The sequence below is a fragment of the Agrococcus sp. ProA11 genome, assembly GCF_039880525.1.
GTDB classification, from domain to species: domain Bacteria; phylum Actinomycetota; class Actinomycetes; order Actinomycetales; family Microbacteriaceae; genus Agrococcus; species Agrococcus chionoecetis.
In genome coordinates this window covers 293855-313015 of the sequence record NZ_CP156989.1, presented here as the reverse complement: position 1 = coordinate 313015, position 19161 = coordinate 293855, and the positions used below count along the sequence as shown (strand labels likewise).

15 protein-coding genes are annotated in these 19161 nt (G+C 72.2%); 8 read left to right on the top strand and 7 right to left on the bottom strand.

All coding sequences use genetic code 11. From position 1 onward, the window contains the following. Window positions 1–119: 119 nt before the first annotated feature. Genes ABG090_RS01450 through ABG090_RS01435 form a run of 4 tightly spaced genes read left to right on the top strand, consistent with a single transcriptional unit; the run spans window position 120 to window position 7385 of the window. Window positions 120–1304, top strand: coding sequence for a glycosyltransferase (locus tag ABG090_RS01450; protein WP_347755751.1), 1185 nt, complete (start codon window positions 120–122; stop codon window positions 1302–1304). A gap of 51 nt (window positions 1305–1355) precedes the next feature. After that, window positions 1356–5990: an ATP-dependent helicase gene (locus ABG090_RS01445; protein WP_347755749.1), complete on the top strand. Its 4635-nt coding sequence runs from the start codon at window positions 1356–1358 to the stop codon at window positions 5988–5990. After that, window positions 5990–6826 carry a DNA-formamidopyrimidine glycosylase family protein gene (locus ABG090_RS01440; protein ID WP_347755747.1) on the top strand — a complete coding sequence of 279 codons (837 nt, stop codon included), beginning with the start codon at window positions 5990–5992 and terminating at the stop codon, window positions 6824–6826. Before ABG090_RS01445 ends, ABG090_RS01440 begins: the two co-directional genes overlap by 1 nt. A 37-nt stretch (window positions 6827–6863) precedes the next feature. Continuing rightward, on the top strand, window positions 6864–7385 hold the full coding sequence (locus ABG090_RS01435) for a DUF4395 domain-containing protein (protein ID WP_347755746.1): 522 nt from the start codon (window positions 6864–6866) through the stop codon (window positions 7383–7385). Between the two features lie 25 nt (window positions 7386–7410). Here ABG090_RS01435 and ABG090_RS01430 read toward each other — a convergent pair whose 3' ends face one another. The 3 genes from ABG090_RS01430 to ABG090_RS01420 all read right to left on the bottom strand — a co-directional run bounded on the left by ABG090_RS01430 (window position 7411) and on the right by ABG090_RS01420 (window position 13312). Beyond that, window positions 7411–8049, bottom strand: a complete 639-nt coding sequence (locus ABG090_RS01430; protein WP_347755744.1) for a TrmH family RNA methyltransferase — start codon at window positions 8047–8049, stop codon at window positions 7411–7413. 16 nt (window positions 8050–8065) lie between these two features. Continuing rightward, window positions 8066–9022 carry a class C sortase gene (locus ABG090_RS01425; RefSeq protein WP_347755742.1) on the bottom strand — a complete coding sequence of 319 codons (957 nt, stop codon included), beginning with the start codon at window positions 9020–9022 and terminating at the stop codon, window positions 8066–8068. Between the two features lie 81 nt (window positions 9023–9103). Further along, window positions 9104–13312 carry a SpaH/EbpB family LPXTG-anchored major pilin gene (locus ABG090_RS01420; protein WP_347755740.1) on the bottom strand — a complete coding sequence of 1403 codons (4209 nt, stop codon included), beginning with the start codon at window positions 13310–13312 and terminating at the stop codon, window positions 9104–9106. Between the two features lies 1 nt (window position 13313). Between ABG090_RS01420 and ABG090_RS01415 the strand changes: the two genes are divergently transcribed. Both ABG090_RS01415 and ABG090_RS01410 read left to right on the top strand, forming a co-directional pair. Then, window positions 13314–13787 (top strand): hypothetical protein, encoded by a 474-nt coding sequence (locus ABG090_RS01415; RefSeq protein ID WP_347755738.1) that lies wholly within the window; start codon window positions 13314–13316, stop codon window positions 13785–13787. 264 nt (window positions 13788–14051) lie between these two features. Then, a complete protein-coding gene (locus ABG090_RS01410) occupies window positions 14052–14879 on the top strand; it encodes an HAD-IIA family hydrolase (RefSeq protein ID WP_347755737.1) in 828 nt (275 codons plus the stop codon). A gap of 26 nt (window positions 14880–14905) precedes the next feature. On the opposite strand, the gene ABG090_RS01405 is transcribed toward ABG090_RS01410, so the two are convergent. The 4 genes from ABG090_RS01405 to ABG090_RS01390 all read right to left on the bottom strand — a co-directional run bounded on the left by ABG090_RS01405 (window position 14906) and on the right by ABG090_RS01390 (window position 17878). Further along, complete coding sequence (locus ABG090_RS01405) at window positions 14906–15508, bottom strand: hypothetical protein (protein WP_347755735.1); 603 nt, start codon at window positions 15506–15508, stop codon at window positions 14906–14908. 40 nt (window positions 15509–15548) lie between these two features. Next, window positions 15549–16475, bottom strand: a complete 927-nt coding sequence (locus tag ABG090_RS01400; protein ID WP_347755733.1) for an AEC family transporter — start codon at window positions 16473–16475, stop codon at window positions 15549–15551. A 143-nt stretch (window positions 16476–16618) separates the two neighbouring features. Further along, entirely contained in the window at window positions 16619–17170 is a 552-nt protein-coding gene (gene pyrE, locus ABG090_RS01395) for an orotate phosphoribosyltransferase (protein ID WP_347755731.1), read from the bottom strand. Window positions 17171–17224: 54 nt separating this feature from the next. Further along, window positions 17225–17878, bottom strand: a complete 654-nt coding sequence (locus ABG090_RS01390) for a hypothetical protein (RefSeq protein WP_347755729.1) — start codon at window positions 17876–17878, stop codon at window positions 17225–17227. A gap of 118 nt (window positions 17879–17996) precedes the next feature. Between ABG090_RS01390 and ABG090_RS01385 the strand changes: the two genes are divergently transcribed. Both ABG090_RS01385 and ABG090_RS01380 read left to right on the top strand, forming a co-directional pair. Then, entirely contained in the window at window positions 17997–18809 is an 813-nt protein-coding gene (locus ABG090_RS01385; RefSeq protein WP_347755728.1) for an exodeoxyribonuclease III, read from the top strand. Window positions 18810–18819: 10 nt separating this feature from the next. Then, window positions 18820–19161 carry a hypothetical protein gene (locus tag ABG090_RS01380; protein WP_347755726.1) on the top strand — a complete coding sequence of 114 codons (342 nt, stop codon included), beginning with the start codon at window positions 18820–18822 and terminating at the stop codon, window positions 19159–19161.

Below are 19161 nucleotides of genomic sequence, written 5' to 3'. Positions count from 1 at the left end.
ACCCCCGAGAGCGCTGTGATGCGGGCGGTCACGCGGCGCGCGCGGGGTGCCCGAGCACGGGCCGCGCTGCCACTGTCCGTCACCCGGGCACCGCAGTACGCTCGGCGTGTGATGCGCGCATGAGGCTGCTGCTGGTCACCGCGGGCACGCGCGGGGACGTCGAACCCTTCGTCGCGCTCGCTCGCCGAGCACTCGCGCGCGGTCACGAGGTGGTGCTCGCCGCCCCCGACGGCTCCGGCGCCGATCTCGACGGCATCGACGTGCGCAGCCTCGGCGTCGACTACAGCAGGCTCATCGCCGAGCAGGGCACGTCGGTCGTCGCTGCGGCCAGGAGCTTCCGCACCGTCGTGCGACCGCTCATGCACGCGGTGCTCGTCGAGTCCGCTCGTATCGGCCTCGAGGTCGCACCCGATGTGGTGGTGCATCACCCCAAGATCCTGTCTGCGCCCATGCTCGCCTCCCGCGTCGGCGCCGCCTCCGTGCTGGCCGAGCTCGTGCCCACCGTCACGCCGACGAGAGCGTTCCCCGCCGCCGGCACGGCCCCCGGCAGCCTCGGGCCGTTCAACCGGCTCACCTATGCGGCCGCTGCCGGCGCCGCCGCCATGTTCCGCGGCGAGCTCCGTGCCGCGGCCGCGGTGCTGGGCTCCGACGAGGTGGCACCGACCGCAGCCACCCTCGTGCCGGTGAGCCCGAGCATCCTCGCCCGCCCAGCCGACTGGCCAGCCGACGTGCACCTGACGGGCGCGTGGATGAGCGAGGCGGATCCGAAGCCGCTCGATCCGACGGTCGATGCCTTCCTCAACCGCGGAGCGAGCGCGGTGATCGGATTCGGCTCGATGGCCGGAGGCGATGCGCTCACTCGCGGCCGCGCCCTCGTGGGTGCCGCCAGGAGCCGCGGGCTGCAGTCGCTCGTGATGCGCGGATGGGGCGGCGTCGACGTGCCGCCGGACGCGCTCGGCGACGACGTGCTGGTCGTCGATCAGGCGCCGCATGCGCTCGTGCTGCCGCGGGCTGCTGTGGCGGTGCACCACGGGGGCGCCGGCACCGTGCATGCGGCGGTGCGCGCCGGCGCGCCCTCCATCGTGGTGCCGTTCCTCGCCGACCAGCCGTTCTGGGCGCGGATCCTGCACCGCAGCAGACTCGCAGCCGCGCCGCTGCGCCGCCGCGGTCTCAGCGAGCGCGCCGCCGGGCGGGCGATCGACGAGGCGCTGGGGCTCCGTGAGCACGTGCGGCGCGCGGCCGCCGCGATGGAGCGAGAGGATGGCACCGGCAGCGCGATGGAGATCATCGAGCGGCTGCGATGACGGGCGCCGCTATGCATCCGACACTCGGATTCGCTGTGCTGTACTGAGCGGGTGAGCGACGCGCTCGAGCAGTTCTCCCCCGCCACCCGCGCGTGGTTCGCGGGTGCCTTCCCGGCGCCCACCCCCGCGCAGGCGCAGGCGTGGGCCGCGATCGCCCGGCGTGAGCACACGCTCGTGGTCGCGCCGACCGGCTCCGGCAAGACGCTCGCGGCGTTCCTGTGGGCGATCGACCGGCTGCAGCGCGAGGATGCTGCGCCGCACGCCGAGCGCGAGCCGGGCGTGCGCGTGCTCTACGTCTCGCCGCTGAAGGCGCTCGCCGTCGATGTCGACCGCAACCTGCGCGCACCGCTCGCGGGCATCGCCGCGCGTGGTCGCAGCGACGGCTCGGAGCCGCCTGCCATCCGCATCGGGCTACGCACCGGCGATACACCGCAGGAGGAGCGGCGGGCGCAGGCGAAGCATCCGCCCGACATCCTCATCACCACCCCCGAGTCGCTGTTCCTGCTGCTGACGAGCAAGGCGCGCGAGAGCCTGCGCACGGTGGAGACGATCATCGTCGACGAGGTGCACGCCGTCGTGCCGACCAAGCGCGGTTCGCACCTGGCGCTGAGCCTCGAGCGGCTCGATGCGCAGCTCGCGAAGCCCGCGCAGCGCATCGGCCTGTCGGCGACCGTGCGCCCCATCGACGAGGTCGCGGGGTTCCTCGGCGGGCAGGCACCCGTCACGGTCGTCGCACCGCCCAGCGAGAAGAAGATCGAGCTGACCATCACGGTGCCGGTCGACGACATGACCGATCTGCGCGCGCCGCAGCAGCGTGAGCAGGCCGATGCGGGCGCGACCGGCAGCGCCTTCGGCGCCACCGAGCCGCAGCAGCCGTCGATCTGGCCTCACATCGAACGCGAGATCCTCGAGCTCGTCGACCGGCACCGATCCACCATCGTGTTCGTGAACGCTCGCCGCGCGGCGGAGCGGCTGACCGCGAGCCTGAACGAGCTCGACGCGCAGCGGCTCGACGAGGCGGAAGCTGCGAGCGCTCGGGGGTCTCGTGACGCGACCGACGGGGGTGGCGCGACCGAGGGGGCTGGCAAGGGCGTGGTGCTGCGCGACGTGAGCGAGCACATCCGGCTGCGCCTCGCCGAGCGTGCCGCCGCCCGCGAGGCCGCCGGTGATGAGGCGGATGCGCCGCCGCTCGCGCGCGCCCACCACGGCTCGGTGTCGAAGGAGCAGCGCGCCGAGATCGAGGATCAGCTGAAGTCGGGGCGGCTCCGCTGCGTCGTCGCGACCTCGAGCCTGGAGCTCGGCATCGACATGGGCGATGTCGACCTGGTCGTGCAGGTCGAGGCGCCGCCGAGCACCGCGAGCGGACTGCAGCGCGTGGGGCGCGCCGGCCACTCCGTGGGCGACGCGTCGCGCGGCGTCATCATCCCGAAGCACCGTGCCGACCTGCTGCATGCGACGGTGGTCGCCGACCGGATGGCGCGCGGCGAGCTCGAGCCCATCCGCATGCCGAGGCATCCGCTCGACGTGCTGGCGCAGCAGACGGTCGCAGCGGCGGCGATGGATGAGCTGGGCGTCGACGACTGGTTCCAGACGGTGCGCCGCGCGTCGGGATTCGCCGGGCTGCCGCGGGCCGCCTTCGACGCCACGCTCGACCTGATCTCCGGCGTCTACCCGAGCGACGAGTTCGCCGAGCTGCGCCCGCGCGTGCTGTGGGATCGCGAGGCGAACACCATCGCCGGCCGCCCGAGCGCGCAGCGCATCGCCGTCTCCAGCGGCGGCACCATCCCCGACCGCGGCCTGTTCGGCGTGTTCCTCGCCGGTCAGGAGGGCAAGCCCGGAGCGCGCGTCGGCGAGCTCGACGAGGAGATGGTCTACGAGTCGCGCACCGGCGACGTCTTCGCGCTCGGCGCCACGAGCTGGCGGGTGGTCGACATCACGCACGACCGCGTGCTGGTCGTGCCCGCCTTCGGCGAGCCGGGCAAGCTGCCCTTCTGGCACGGGGACAACGAGGGCCGCCCCGCCGACCTCGGCGGCTCGATCGGGCGCGCCACCGCCGCCCTGGCCGCCGGCACCGGCATCGACCTGCCGCACTCCGACGAGCGTGCCATCCGCAACCTCGACGCCTACGTGCGCGACCAGGTGGCGGCGACCGGCGCCGTGCCCACCGATGCGCAGATCGTCGTCGAGCGCTCCCGCGACGAGCTCGGCGACTGGCGCCTCATCGTCCACTCCCCGTGGGGGCGGCGCGTGCACGCGCCGTGGGCGCTCGCCATCAGCCAGCGGCTGCGCGAGGACCGCGACGTGGGCGCGGCGGCGATGGCCTCCGACGACGGCATCGTGATCCGCATCCCCGACTCCGACGCCGACCCGCCCGGCGCCGACCTGATCCGCTTCGAGCCCGAGGAGCTTGAGCGCATCGTCGAGGTGGAGGCGGGCGGCACGGCGCTGTTCGCCAGCCGCTTCCGCGAGTGCGCCGCTCGCGCCCTGCTGCTGCCCAAGCGCGACCCCGCCAAGCGGGCCCCGCTCTGGCAGCAGCGCCAGCGCGCGTCCCAGCTGCTCGACGTTGCCAAGCGCTACCCCGACTTCCCGATCGTGCTCGAGGCGCTGCGCGAGGTGCTGCAGGATGCCTACGACCTGCCAGCGCTGCGCTCCATCACCGAGCGGCTGCAGCACGGCGACATCCGCGTCGTCGAGGTCGAGACGCCGAGCCCCTCCCCCTTCGCGCACCACCTGCTGTTCGGCTACGTCGGCGCGTTCCTCTACGAGGGCGACGCGCCGCTGGCCGAGCGCCGCGCGGCCGCGCTCACCCTCGATCCGGCACTGCTCGCGCAGGTGCTCGGCACCACGGCGCTGCGCGAGCTGCTCGACCCGGAGGTGGTCGAGCGCACCGAGCTCGAGCTGCAGCGGCTCGCCCCCGACCGGCGCGCCCGCGGCGTCGAGGGCGCGGCCGATCTGCTGCGGCTGCTGGGGCCGCTGCGCGTCGACGAGCTCGCCGCCCGGCTCTCGGGCGAGGGCGATGCGGCCCTCGAGGTCGACGCCGCTGGCGCGATCGCGACCGAGCTCGTCGATGCCCGGCGCGCGGTGCGCGTGCGGGTGGGCGACGAGGAGCGCGTGGCGGCGATCGAGGATGTCGCGCGGCTGCGCGATGCGCTCGGCGTGCCGCCGCCGCCCGGCGTGCCGTCGGCGCTGCTGGAGACGGTCGCCGACCCGATCGGCGACGTCGTCGGGCGGCACGCGCGCACGCACGGGCCGTTCACGGTCGAGGAGGTCGGGCAGCGCTTGACGCTCGCCCCCGCCGTGGTGCGCTCGGCGCTGCGCGCGCTGGAGGCGCAGGGCCGCGTGGTATCCGGCGCCTACCGCCCCGGCGGCAGCGGCGAGGAGTGGATCGACACGCAGGTGCTGGCGCGACTCAAGCGCCGCAGCCTGCAGGCGCTGCGCAGCGACGTCGAACCGGTCGACCACGCCGTGTTCGCCGACCACCTGCTCTCGCATCAGCGCATCACCCGGCCGCTGACGGGCACCGACGGCGTGCTCGAGGCGATCGACCGGCTCGACGGCGTGCCGCTGCCGCTCAGCGCGCTCGAGACGCTCATCCTGCCCTCCCGAGTGCGCGACTACCGGCCGTCGATGCTCGACGAGCTCACCGCATCCGGGCTCATCACGTGGACCGGCGCCGGGGCGCTCACCGGCAAGGACGGCCGCATCGTGCTGCGGCCCTCCGACACGGTCGAGCAGCGCACCAGCGCCCAGCACGACGACCCGGATGCGGCCGCGCTGCTCGAGGCGCTCTCGGGCGGCGGCGCGCTGTTCGCGAAGCAGCTGAGCGACATCCTCGCCTTCGACCTCGCGAAGCTCGCCGACGTGCTGTGGCCGCTCGTGTGGGCTGGGCGCGTCACCAACGACACGATCGCGCCGCTGCGCGCACACCTGCTGGGCGCTCGCGCCCGCAGCGCGCCGGCAGCCAGCCGCCGTGCCGCGCCCGTCAGCCGGCGCAGGCTCGCGACCGCGAGGCCCATCCGCTCTGACGCCCTGCCGACGCTCGCCGGCCGCTGGCTGATGGCCTCGGCGCCCGCGGGCTCGCAGACCGAGCGGGCGGCGCAGGTCGCCGATGCGTTGCTGGCGCGCTACGGCGTCGTCACGCGCGGCAGCGTGGTGGCCGAGGACGTGCCGGGCGGCTTCCACGGCGTCTACCAGGTGCTGAAGGCCTTCGAGGAGGCCGGCCACACCCGCCGCGGCTACTTCGTCGACGGGCTGGGCGCGGCGCAGTTCGCCGACACCCCGGTCGTCGACGCGCTGCGGGCGCGGCAGTCGAGCGGCCCGCGCGACACGGTCGCCACGGTGCCGACCGTCGACCCCGCGAACCCATTCGGCGCCTCCCTGCCGTGGCCGGAGGCGCGCGGCGACCATCGCCCTGCGCGCCGCGTCGGCGCGCTGACGACGATCGCGGCTGGCCGCTGCATCCTGCACCTGGAGCGCGGCGGGCGCTCGCTGCTGACCTTCACCGACGATGAGGAGCTGCTCGTGCGTGGCATCGAGAGCCTGGCGGATGCGGTGGTGCGGCAGGCCGGACGGCGGCGCGTGCTCGAGGAGGTCGACGGGCGCTCGTCGCTCGACAGCGAGGTCGCGGCGCTGCTGGAGCGGGGCGGCCTGCGGCGCACGCCGCGCGGCTTCCGGATCGGTCACTGATGCCCGAGGGCGACACGATCCACCGGGCCGCGGTGCGGCTCGGCCGGGTGCTGGGGGGTCGGGTGCTCGAGCGCAGCGACTTCCGCGTGCCGGCGCTCGCGACCGCCGACCTCGCGGGCGAGCGCATCGACGAGGTGCGCAGCGTCGGGAAGCATCTGCTGATGCGCGGCGAGCGCTGGACCATCCACTCGCACGCCGGCATGGATGGCCTCTGGCACGTGCTCGAGCCCGGTCGGCGCGCGCCCGTCGCGACCCACACCATCCGCGTGGTGCTGACGACCGCCGAGCACGAGATCGTCGGCTCGAGCCTGCCGGTGCTGGAGCTGCTGCCCCGTGAGCGCGACCTGGAGGCGGTGGCGCACCTCGGGCCCGACCTGCTCGATCCTGCGTGGGATGCCGCGATGGCCGCGGAGGCCGTGCGCCGGCTGCGGGCGACGGACGACCCCGTGGGGGTGGCGCTGCTCGACCAGCGCGCCGTCGCGGGGCTCGGCAACGTCTTCCGCGGCGAGCTGTGCTTCCTGCGCGGCCTGCACCCGGTGACGCCGGTGGCGGAGGTCGAGCTGGAGCCGCTCGTCGCGCTCGCGCGCCGCCTCATGGTCGCGAACCGCGACCGCACGGAGCGCACGTTCACGGGCGATACCCGCAGCGGTCGCCGCACCTGGGTCTACGGGCGGGGCGGGCGGCCCTGCCTGCGCTGCGGCACGAAGATCCGGGATGCGATGCTCGGCAAGGAGGACGGCATGCTCCGGCAGGTGCAGTGGTGCCCGCGCTGCCAGCCAGAGCCGCCCTCGGCACCGACGAACCGCGTGGATGCCTCACCGAGAGCCACAAGGTGACGTTCTATGGGGCAGAAGCGGTGCTACTGTCTCCGTTATGACTGTCGAAGCCTCCACCCTGCTCGCCCGCGAGACCGCGCCCGGCGGATGGCTCTCGTTTCCGAACCCGGTGAACGAGAAGGCCGCGCGCGCCGTCGCAGCGCTCGTCGTCGTCTCGACGCTCGCGATCCTCGCGACCGGGACCGGCTGGGCCGCCTGGCTGCTCGCGCTCGGCTTCGCCCTCCGGGTCGCCGGCGGACCCCGCTACTCCCCGTTCGGCCTGCTGGCGACGCGCGTGATCGCGCCGCGGCTCGGCCGGCCGCGGCTGGTGGCCGGCCCGCCCAAGCGCTTCGCCCAGGGCATCGGGCTCGCCGTCTCGCTCGCCGCCGCCCTGGCCTGGACGCTCGCAGCGCCGATGACCGCCTGGGTGCTGCTCGGCGTGCTCGTCGTCGCGGCAGGACTCGAGGCGGTGCTCGGCTTCTGCCTCGGCTGCTGGATCTTCGGCCGGCTGCAGCGCGCCGGCGCGATCCCCGAGTCGGTGTGCCTCGCGTGCGCCGACATCAGCAGCACCCGCGCCTGAGGCCCTCGCGCGGCTCGCCGCCGCACTACCCGGCACGCGTCGCGGGCGCGTGCTCCCGCACCCACTCGTGCATCACGATCGCGGCGGCCGCCGCGGCGTTGATCGAGCGCGTGGAGCCGAACTGCCGGATCGCCACGTGCGCGTCGGCAGCGGCGAGCGCCTCGTCGGTGAGCCCTGGGCCCTCCTGGCCGAACAGCAGCACGCAGCGCTCGGGCAGCGCGGCGGCGTCCACGGGCACGCTGCCGTCGGTGTTGTCGACGGCCACGACCCGGAGGCCGGCGTCGCGCGCCCACGAGGTGAACGCATCCGTCGTCTCGTGGTGGCGGATGTGCTGGTAGCGGTCGGTGACCATGGCGCCGCGCCGGTTCCAGCGGCGCTTGCCGATGATGTGCACGGCGGCGGCGCCGAAGGCGTTGGCGGTGCGGACGATCGAGCCGATGTTCAGGTCGTGCTGCCAGTTCTCGATCGCGACGTGGAAGCCGTGGCGGTGCAGGTCGAGGTCGGCGACGATCGCCTCGAGTCGCCAGTAGCGGTAGCGGTCGACGACGTTGCGGCGGTCGCCGTGCTCGAGCAGCTCGGGGTCGAAGTGCGCGTCGTCCGGCCAGGGACCCTGCCATGGCCCGACGCCGACCGGCAGCTGGGGCTCGTCGGCGTCAGCAGGCATGGCTCCAGGCTAGGCGTCAGACGATGATGGTGGGTGCGGTGGCAAGCATCGTCACCGGTTCATGGGGCGCGGCCGGAACTGTGCGAACCGTCGACGTGGCGGTGCGGTACGCGGCCGCGAAGGCGAAGCCCAGCGCGAGGCCGACGGCCCACCACGGCGGCCCGGGGATGTCGGGCATCTGCACTGCGGCGCTGTCGGCCGCCGGGGTCGGGATGCGCTCGCCCGTGACGATGATGCGGTGGCTGTTGACGCCCAGCGGCGTGCAGGTCACCAGGCTCACGAGGTCGCGCCCGGATGCGGGCGTGAGGATGTCGGTGTCGCCGGGCTCGATCACCTGCACGTCGCGCACCTCGTAGGTGAGCACCTCACCGTAGACGTCGAGCTCGAAGAGATCGCCGACCACGACCTGGTCGAGATCGCTGAAGAGCACCGACTCCGGCAGGCCGCGATGGCCGGTGAGCACGCTGTGCGATCCCGAGCCGCCCACCGGCATCGCTGAGCCGAGCAGGTGGCCGATGCCCTTGCGCAACGTCGTCTCGTCGGTGCCGTGATAGATCGGCAGGTCGACGGCGATCGAGGGGATGCGGATGCGCGCCATGACGTCGGCAGGACCGAGGTTCAGCTGCTCCTCGTAGGCGGCGACGATGGCCCGCTGGTCGGAGAGCGGGGTGCGGCCGTACTGGTCGATGAGGGCGCCGCCGGACAGCGTCTGGTTGTACGCGGCGGCCTCGGCGAGCTCCTGCTCACGGCCTTCTGGACCGAGATCGGTCATCACCTCGGCGTAGGCGTCGACGCGCTGCGACTGCTCGAGTTGGCTGAACCAGCCGGCGGCCGAGGGGTAGAGCAGGATGCTCACGCCGACGACGATCATGACGGCGATGATGAACGAGGAGACGGTGCCGCGGCGTCTGCCGGCCCGCGCGGCGGGCAGGGCAGCGGGGCGATCCAGTGCGGTCGCGACCAGTGCGCTCACGGTGGCTCCTCGTTGGTCTGGGAAGGGGAAGCCCCGCGACAGAGGAGGGATGAGCCTCTGCCGCGGGGCGGTCAATGCGGCTTAGGTGTCTGCCTGAGCCTTGCGGCGGCGGATGAGCATGAAGCCCAGCGCGCCGAGGAGGAGGCCCGCGCCACCGATCATGAACGCGGCCTGGCCGCTGCCACCGGTGACGGGGAGCGCGTAGGCCGGCACCTGCGAGTTCGCCACCCGGACGTCGACCGTCGTCGCCTCGACGTCACCCGCGGTGACCGTGTAGGCGGGGATGGGCGTGGGCGAGACCTCGTAGCCGACCGGCGCCTTGATCTCGACGATCCAGTACTCCACGTCGGCGCGGAGGCCGGGCACGAAGGCGATGCCGTTCTCTCCGGAGGTGAAGGTGTCCTCGCCGTCGACCTCGATCGGGTTGGTGAGCGCGAGCGCCTCCGCCTCGGAGGCGAACACCTGGAACTCTGCGCCCTGCAGCACGCCGGTCATGTCGTCGCTGTCCTCGCGAGCCTCGTACTTGAGGATGGCGATGGTGCCCCACTCGGTGCTCACGACCGAGGAGTCGAAGCTGCCGCCGTTGACCGCCAGGTTCGCCGTGTTGTTGATGATGCCGCTCTCGAGGCCGTCGACGGCCGTGACGATCTCGTCCACCGTGGTGACGATCTCGACCGTGATCGATGCTGCGTTCGCGGCTGCGAGCTTCGCGAGACCCGCCGGGGTGAACGTGACGGTCACGTCCTGGCCGTCCTGCACCAGCGTGTAGTCAGCGGGCACGAGCGTGACCCCGGTGCCGGTGACCGTTGCGCTGACGTAGCCAAGGCGTGCGTCGAGCGAGTCGGAGATGACGAACGACGCAAGGTCGGCGGCGGTGGCCACCTCCGGCACATCGGCCGTGATGGTCCAGGAGACCTCGTCGCCCAAGCCGTAGGCGCTGCTGTCGTCGACGGTCTTGTCGATCGAGGTGATCGAGTTCTTCGGGTAGACGTTGACGTCGTACAGCCACGTGTTGTTCAGCGGCAGCGGCACGCTGACGAGGAACGGCGCCGCCTTGACAGCGATCTGGTTCGGGCCGGTCGCGGTCTCGGTGACGAGGTAGACGCCGATCGGCAGGTCTTCGAACTCGGCGACGCCAGCTGCGTTCGTCTCAACCGCGCCGACGAGCGCGAGGTTCGCGGCGGTGGTGGTCGCGGGCGTCAGTGCCTCCGCTGCCATCCAGCCGGCGGTCGTGGAGAGGTCGATGTTGGTCACGCGCTCAACCGTGAACTCGACGCCCTCGAGCGCTGTGAGTCCCGTGGTGTCGACGACACTGCCGTCGTTCGCGAGACCGGTCGCGACCGCGGGCTCGACGAACTTGTGCACGGTGATCGAGCCGAGCTCGTCAATCTTGATGTTGTCGGGTGCTGCGGACGCGGGGAGCGCTCCGCCGAGCACGGCGAACGTCGCGATCGCGGCGGCGCCGAAGCCGGCGACGATGCGAGCGGTCAGGCTCTTCTTGGTGGATGCCATGACGGCACTTCCTTTCTGGATGAATGCAGAGGGATTGGTGTTCTGGGGTCTGGGGATGTGCATGGAGGGAAGCGTGCGGCTGGGGCCGAGCCTCGTGCGGAGGAGGGGGAATGCGGCGACGAGCAGCCCGAGCAGGAGGAGACCGGCGCCACCGAAGAGGTAGGTGTCGGCGCCGATGCCGCCGGTGAGCGGAAGGGACAGTGCGGGTGCGTCGTCGTTCACGAAGCGGTAGATGGCGCGCTGCCCCGCGGGCACAGTGACCGCAGCCGCCTGTGCCGCAGTGAGCGTCTGCCAGTTGGCGTCTGCTGCCAGCTCGGATGCCGAGGCGGTCGACGGCCCGGTGTAGCGCTGGATCGACTGGCCGAGGTAGGCGTAGTCGCCCATGTCCTCGCTCAGCGCGTAGGCGTGACCGGGACGCACCTCGAACGTGTTGGCGCGCAGGACGGTGCTCGCACCCTCGACGGTGGTGGCGGTCAGGCCGGTGAACGGCGAGGGGGTCGCGGTGAGATCGAACCCGTCGGCCTCGATGGTGCCGCCGTTGTCGTTCACGACCACCTTGAGCAGCGTGAGCATCGCGGTCTGGTTCGTCACGGTGCACGTCACCCGCGCGCCCGTCCGGGTCACGGTCACGTCGGCCGCCGAGCTGACGGCGACGGTGGCGCCGAGCTCGTCCGTGCACACCCAGCTGCCCGTCTGCACGTAGGTTGCGGGTCCGCCGCTCTCCGTCAGACGATAGGCGACGCCCGGCGTGATCTCCGCGGTCGTCAACGATGCGCCCGCGGGCCCGGGGCGGGCGCCCTGCGGACCGGTCGCGAGCAGCCGCCACGACGTCGGGTCAGCGCTGCCGAAGGCAACGCTCTTCGCCAGCGTGAGGGTGGTCGGCAGCACCCGGTTCACGATCGTGCAGTCCACGCTCGAGCCGGGGGCGATGCCGGTGAGCGTCGTGCCCTGCGCGTTCGGGAGCGCGATCTCAGAGGTCGCTCCGGCGATCGTCGTGACGATGCACGACCCCTGGACGAATGCGTGGCCTGCCTGCTGGGTCTCGGAGACCGCGATGCTCGCCACGGAGGTCGTGCTGCCGAAGCGCAGCAGCCAGCTCGCCTCGCCAGCGGCGTCGGTCGTCTGCGTCGCTGCGCCGGGTACCGACGTCACCGAACCGCTGGTCGCTCGGGCATCTGCGGTGACGCTCCAGCCGACCCCCGGATCCTCACCCGTGCCATCCGTGCCCTGCACCACCTTGCGCACCACGACGCTCGAGACGAGCGGTGCGTTGCGGAATGTGCACACGACGCTCGCGCCGCTGCGATCCGGGATGGTGACGGAGCCCGATCGGGCGGAGCCGGATGCGATGGTCGCGCCCGTGGAGTCGACGCACGTGTAGCTCGAGGTGTAGCTACCCGCGTTGGCGGAGATCGTCTCCTGGATCGTGTAGGTCTGGCCGGCGAGCGCTGTGAGCGGCCCGAGCTGCGTCGGCTGCATGCCGTCGGCAGTGCCGCTCGTCGTCACGCTGCCGAGCGCGAGCGAGCCGCGCAGCGCCGAGAGCGTGAACTGGTCGCTGGCCGCGACGCGGCCGACCACGTTCTTGCGGACGGTGAGCGTCGCCGGCGCGAGGCAGCTCGCGAGGTCACCGCTGCCCGACAGCGCGGTGGTGATCGATCCTGAGCGCAGCGAGTTGGTCGACGGGTCGTAGATGCGCACCGTGTCGGAGCTGCCGAGGTAGATCGACCCGTCGCCTTCGAACGCCATGCCGTTCGTGCGGGCCATGCCTGCGAACTGCGGCGAGGCGGTGAAGGGCATCGTGCCGCCCGCGGCGAGCGCGGCTGCCGACACGGTGTAGATCCGCGAGGTGCCGCTGTCGAAGCTCTGCACGACGAAGAGGTTGCCCTGCAGGTCGAAGGCCATATCGCCGTTGCTGGTGCCGCTCATCGCCGTCGTGAAGCTGCCGCGCGACGTGACCGAGGAGGTCGCGGGATCGAACGCGAAGAGGCGGAACGTCGTCGAGCTGCCGGATGTCGTGTACCCGCCGAAGTAGTAGCGCCCGTCGGCCAGGTTCACCGCGCCGAGGACAGCGCCGGTGTTGACGGCGGTGCCGGTGTAGGGGATGCGCTGCCAGCCGGCGGTCGCGGTGTATCGGTGCACTGCTGCGATGGAGCTGGCGCTGCCGCTCGGTCGCTCCACGGCGTAGATCGCCGTGCCGCCGAGTGCGATGCCGAGCGCGTTCATCTGGGCGTTGCTGTCGGCGATCCCCGTGAACTGCCCGAACCGGGTGACTGCGGCGCTGGAGCCGCCGACCTGATTGACGACACCGTTGGTCGAGAGCGAGTAGAAGGTGCCACCGGTGCAGACCGCGGCGGCGTTGGCCCCGGTCGAGAACACGCCGACGTCACCGATGCCGTTGGGGCGGTTCGACCGGTCCGAGAGTCGCCACTCGGTCGACTCCCAGAACGTTCCCGCAGGCGCCTGTGCGGGGCGCACCTGGTACTCGTAGCGGATGCTGCTGGTGTCCTGCGGGATGCGGTGGGACGGACCCGCGTGCGTGATCTGGAACTCGCCGGGGTCGGGATCGAGGTCACCGGTGGACGTGCACTGCCCGACGGCGACGCAGTCGGTGATGGTCGTCGTGCCGGTCCAGCTCGACGCCTCCCAGTAGTAGCCGAACCACCAGCTTCGCGTGACCGTGCGCCGCTCGATCTCGAACGTGGCGCCCGATTGTGCGGGTGAGACGCGCCAGAACAGGTATGGCGGCTCGACCTGGGGCTCGGCGGCATTCACGGCCATCGTGCCGACCGTCGGTGCGGTGTCGCGGGTCGCCGCAGTGGGCGTGGGCGTGGGCGTCGCGGTGGGTGCAGGCGCAGCCGTCGCGGTCGGCGCGGGCGTGGCGGTCGGCGTAGGTGCAGCCGGCGGAGCGGGCGTGGGCACCGGCGCAGGCGTCGGGGACGGCGCGGGGGTGGGACTCGTCGGCGTCGCGGTCGGCGCAGGCGTCGCGATCGGCGTGGGCGCCGCGGTCGGCGTCGGTGTCGCGGTCGGCGTGGGTGTCGGCGTCGGGGCGGGCGTGGGCGCTGCCGTCTGCGATGCGCCGCCGACGTGTGCGGCTCCGACCGGCGCGGCGGCGGCTGCGGCTGCGGCATCGACCACGGGCGTGAGCGGCAGCCCGATGGACACGGCCAGCACGAGCGCACCGATCGACGCGCTCAGCGAGCGTCGGCGTGCGAATGTGCGCGTGAACATGGAGGATCCATCCCTGGAGCAGTGAGAGCCGAGCGACTGCGTCTGCCCGAGCGGGCGAACGATGCGTGCCCTGAGGGGCGTGTCGCTTCGTCACCGAACCTATTGAGCGAACCTCAGGATGGCGGGCTGTAGCCCCCAGCGCGCGCTCAGGAACTCGAAAGTGATTCAAAACTGAATGACCCGAAACATTGTTCGTCTAGAGGTTTCCTCAATTTTGCTTGAGATTTGCTCAAGACGGCCGATGGTCGCCCGTATCGCGCCTGAAACATGCCCCGCGTACCCTGGCCCCATGACCATTCCCCGAACGCGCGCCGACATCGAAAGCTGGCTCACCGACATGGACGGCGTGCTCGTCCACGAGGAGCACCCGCTGCCGGGCGCGAAGGAGCTGCTGCAGCAGTGGCAGGACGAGGGCACCGAATTCTTGGTGCTCACCAACAACTCGATCTACACGCCCCGGGATCTCGCCGCGCGTCTGCGCGCATCCGGCCTCATCGTGCCGGAGGAGCGCATCTGGACGAGTGCGCTCGCCACCGCCGACTTCCTCAAGGATCAGATGCCTGGCGGCTCCGCGTACGTGATCGGCGAAGCGGGCATCATCACCGCGCTGCACGAGATCGGCTTCACGATGACCGACAGCAAGCCGGATTTCGTGGTGATCGGCGAGACGCGCTCCTACTCCTTCGAGGCGATCACGAAGGCGATTCGGCTCATCGCCGGCGGCGCCCGCTTCATCTCCACCAACCCCGATGCGACCGGGCCCAGCACCGACGGGATCCTGCCGGCGACCGGTGCCATCAACGCGCTCATCACGAAGGCCACCGGCCGCGTGCCCTACATCGTCGGCAAGCCGAACCCGATGATGTTCCGGTCTGCGCTGAACAAGATCGGTGCGCACAGCGAGAACACCGGCATGATCGGCGACCGCATGGACACCGACATCATCGCCGGCATGGAGGCGGGCCTGCACACGGTGCTGGTCATGACCGGCATCTCGGATCCCTCGGTGCTGGAGACCTATCCGTTCCGGCCCGACGAGATGCTCGACGGCGTGCACCAGTTGGTGAAGGAGAAGCCGGTCGAATCCGAGCTCGACGAGCCGCACACCGACGTGTAGGCGGCGGATGCGCGCGGTCGCGCCGGTCAGCCCTCGGCGAGCAGGCGGACGACGTGACCGCCGAAGGCGCCGCCAGCGATCGCGGCGGCGACCGCTGCGCCCGGGATGACGATCCGATCGATCGGCCGATGGGCGACTTCGCGGGCATCGAGCCCGTCGAGCCGGATCCAGCCGGTCCGCGCCGCTGTGCCGCGACCGGCGGCGAGCACCGCGAGCGTGATCGCGAGCGCGCCCGCGACCAGCGCCAGCAGCAGCCAGCCGAACCCGATGGCCGCCCCGTCCGCGGCGTTGAACGGAGCGAAGGCGAGTGCGGCGAGCACGATCGGCAGCACCCACCAGGTGACAGGAGGCCCGAAGCCTCGCGCCATCAGGATCCACATCGCGGTGCCGCCGACGAGCGCGACGAGGCCCAGCATGAGCCCGCCCCAGCCCGCCACCTGGCAGATGCGCGCCGAGTTCGCGCCGCACGCGCCGTCGTCGAACGAGATGAGCAGGCCGGCGGCACGGGATGCGGCGACGGCTCCGAAGCCCACAGCAACCCATCCGGTCAGGAGTCCGAGCCAGGCCGTGAAGCGATCGCCGCTGACGATGAGCGGCGGGCGCCGGAAGAGGCGCGGAGTCCAGCGCATGCCTCCACGGTACGCCGTGCGCGGCACGGAAGCGGCCCCGCTACCCCGGCTGCAGCACCCAGGCGATGACGAGCATGACCGGCAGCGACAGCAGCGTCGTCAGCAGCACGATGTCGCGGGTGATCACGGTCGCGCGGTCGTAGCGCAGCGCGTACTGATACATGTTCTGCGCGCTCGGGAGCGCCGCCATCACGGTGCAGGCGTAGACCAGCTGCGCATCCATCGCGAAGACGAACTTGGCCAGCAGCAGCGCCGCGACGGGCATGACGACGTTCTTGAGCGCCACCGCCAGCCAGACCTCGCGGCGGCCGCTACCGGGCTGCAGCGGGCGCTCGCCGGCGAGCGAGATGCCGAAGGCCAGCAGCATGAGCGGCACGGCGGCGCCGCCCAGGATCTCGAGCGGCGCGAGCACGGGCGCGGGCAGTTCGATGTCGAGCGCCGCCACCACCGCTCCGAGCGTGGCGCCGATGAGCATGGGGTTGCGCAGCGGCTGAGTGACGATGCCGACGAAGGATGCGCGGCCGGCGGTGAGGATGTCGAGGGTGGCGAGCAGCACGGGCGCGAGCAGCAGCAGCTGCAGCAGCAGCATGGGGCCGATGAAGCTCGCGTCGCCGATGACGTAGATCGCCACGGGCAGGCCGATGTTGTTGACGTTGCTGTAGCCGGATGCGGTCGCGGCGAGGGCGATCCGGCTCGGGTCCTTCGTGAGCCAGATGCGCGCCACCACGGCGTAGAGCAGCGCGACCGCGACGAACGAGACGAGCGCGACGGCCAGCACGCCGGAGAAGAGCAGACCGACGTCGGCCTGCGCCAGGACGGTGAACAGCAGCGCCGGACTGGCCGCGAAGAACGACGTGCGGTTGAGGACCAGGCGGCCCTCCTGCGACACGATGCCGAGGCGGGCGAGCAGCCAGCCGACCAGGATGACGAAGCCGATGATGGCGAAACCGATCAGCACGCCGCCCATGGCACCTCCTGCATCCGCCGCCTGTCAGATATCAGTGTGGCAGTCGCCGCGGGGTCTCGTGACGCGTGCGGCTGCGCCGCGCGCTCCTCGACCGACGGGGCTGCCGCGCCACCTGCGCCGCCCGCTCCGCGACCGACGACGCTCTACTGGGGGGCGAGGCCGAGGTCGTCGAGCGTGATCGCCGCGCGATACTCGACGCCCGCCGCTTCGATCGCCGCCTGCGCCCCGGTTGCCCGATCGACGATCACGGCGACTGCCACCACCTCGGCGCCGACCTTGCGCAGCGCCTCGATCGCCGCGATCGGGCTGCCGCCGGTGGTGGAGGTGTCCTCCAGCACGACGACCCGCTTGCCCGCGAGCTCTGGCCCCTCGACCTGGCGGCCGCGGCCGTGATCCTTGGGCTCCTTGCGCACCACGAATGCGTCGACCGCGAGGCCGCGCGCGAGGCCACGGTGCAGCACGGCGGTGGCGAGCGGGTCCGCGCCCATCGTGAGGCCGCCGACCGCCGCGACATCCGGGATGTCGGCGATCAGGTCGAGCAGCACGTCGCCGATCAGCGGTGCGGCGCGGTGGTCGAGCGAGAGCTTCCGCAGATCGACGTAGTAGGTCGCCGGCTTGCCGCTGGTGAGGACGAAGTCGCCGTGGAAGACGGCTTCATCACGGATGAGCTGGATCAGCTGGTCGCGCGCGGTCACGGCTCCAGGGTACTTTGCGTGCGACGGCACGCGTGCCGGCGGGAGCCGCCGGCCTCAGGCTGCGCCCGACGCCGTCGGCATCGCGGATGCCGCTGCCGCCGACGACGGCGTGGCGGGGTGCTCACGCATCGGCACGAAGCTGACGCGCGGCTGCCGTCCGGTCCAGGCGGCGAACCGTTCGGACGGGGTCGCGTCGGCAGGCGGCTCGATCGCGGGTTCGAAGATGCCCGGGCGGCGAATCGCGGACTCGTCGGCGCGCTCCCGGTAGTGCTCCATCCACGCGAGCAGCTCGACCGGGAACTCGAGGTTGGCGGCCAGGCCGATCCGCACGGCGCCCCACCGGATGTCCCAGGCATGCAGCGCCATGTCGAGGGTGGCGAGCGGCAGCGAGTCGAACGCCTCCTCCGCGGCGTCGTGCGCGGCGGTGCGCAGCTGTGCCGCGAGCTCCTCCCATGCCTCGACCGAATCCCAATCGGTGGATGCCGCCATCACCGACTGGTGATCGGTGACCGTCTCGTGCGCCGCACGCTCGCGCCCGAGCAGGGCGGCGCCGGCGTGGTCGGCCTGCACGCCGGTGACGTGCCGGATGACGTCGGCGATCGACCATTCGCTGCACGACGTCGGCAGGCCCAGCCGGTCGGCGGCGGTTCGAGCCTCGGCCGAGAAGAGGTCGAGAGCCTGGAGGTAGCGTTCGCGCGCAATGCCCATCGTCCTATCTTGCACCCCGCTCATCGACCCCGTGGCTGGCACGCTGCGAAGCGGCCAGTCGGCCGCCCGCCGCGGCCACCCGGCCGGGCGGCCGCGGCGGGAGCCGTAGGCTCGATGCATGCGCATCGCCACCTGGAACGTCAACTCCGTTCGCGCCCGAGCGGCTCGCATCGTCGACTGGCTCGAGCGCAGCGACGTCGACGTGCTCGCCATGCAGGAGATCAAGTGCAAGACCGAGCAGTTCCCCTATGCCGCGTTCGAGGCGGCGGGATATGAGGTGCAGGCGCACGGCCTGAACCAGTGGAACGGCGTCGCCATCGCATCCAGGCTGCCGATGACGGAGGTCGAGCGCGACTTCACCGGGCAGCCCGGCTACGCCAACGCCGGCGACCCGGTGGTGGAGGCGCGCGCGATGGCCGCCACCGTCGAGGGCGTGCGGATGTGGAGCCTCTACGTGCCGAACGGGCGCGAGCTCGCGCATGCGCACTACGACTACAAGCTCGAGTGGCTGCGTGCGCTCACGGATCTCTCCGGCGGCTGGCGCGGTCGACCGTTCGCGCTGATGGGCGACTTCAACATCGCGCCGCTCGACACCGACGTGTGGGACATCGACGTCTTCGAGGGCAGCACGCACGTGTCGCAGCCCGAGCGCGATGCCTTCCAGTCGCTGCTCGACGCCGGACTCGTCGATGTCGTGCGCGACCGCGCCCCGGGCTACACCTACTGGGACTACAAGGCGGGCCGCTGGAACAAGAACGAGGGCATGCGCATCGACTTCGTGCTGGGCAGCCCTGAGTTCGCCGACCTCGTCGGGCGAGCATCCATCCACCGCGACGAGCGCACCGGGGACGCCCCGAGCGACCACGTGCCCGTGGTCGTCGATCTCGACCTCGAGACCGAGCTCGACGACGACCGGCCGATGATCTTCTGATGGCGGCATCATGACCGGCGAGGAGTGGGAGGAGCTCGAGCCGCAGCGGGAGTGGACCGCCGCGGATCGCTGGCGGCTGGCCACGTGGGTGCTCATCTTCGGCAACCTGGTGCTGGTGCTGCTGGCGGCTCCCATCGGCGATGCGGGTCTCGCGCGCGCGGCAGAGGCCGCGGGCTCGGACGACGGGCTGGCGCGGCTGACGTACTGGATCACGCTGCTCGCGAGCACCATTGTCGGCAATGCGATCGGTGCCGCGGCCGCCGCCACGAAGCAGCGTTGGGCGATCGCGGGGCCGCTGGCTGCGGCCGCCGGCTGCTGGATCGGCTTCTTCGTCGCGCAGTCGCTGATCTAG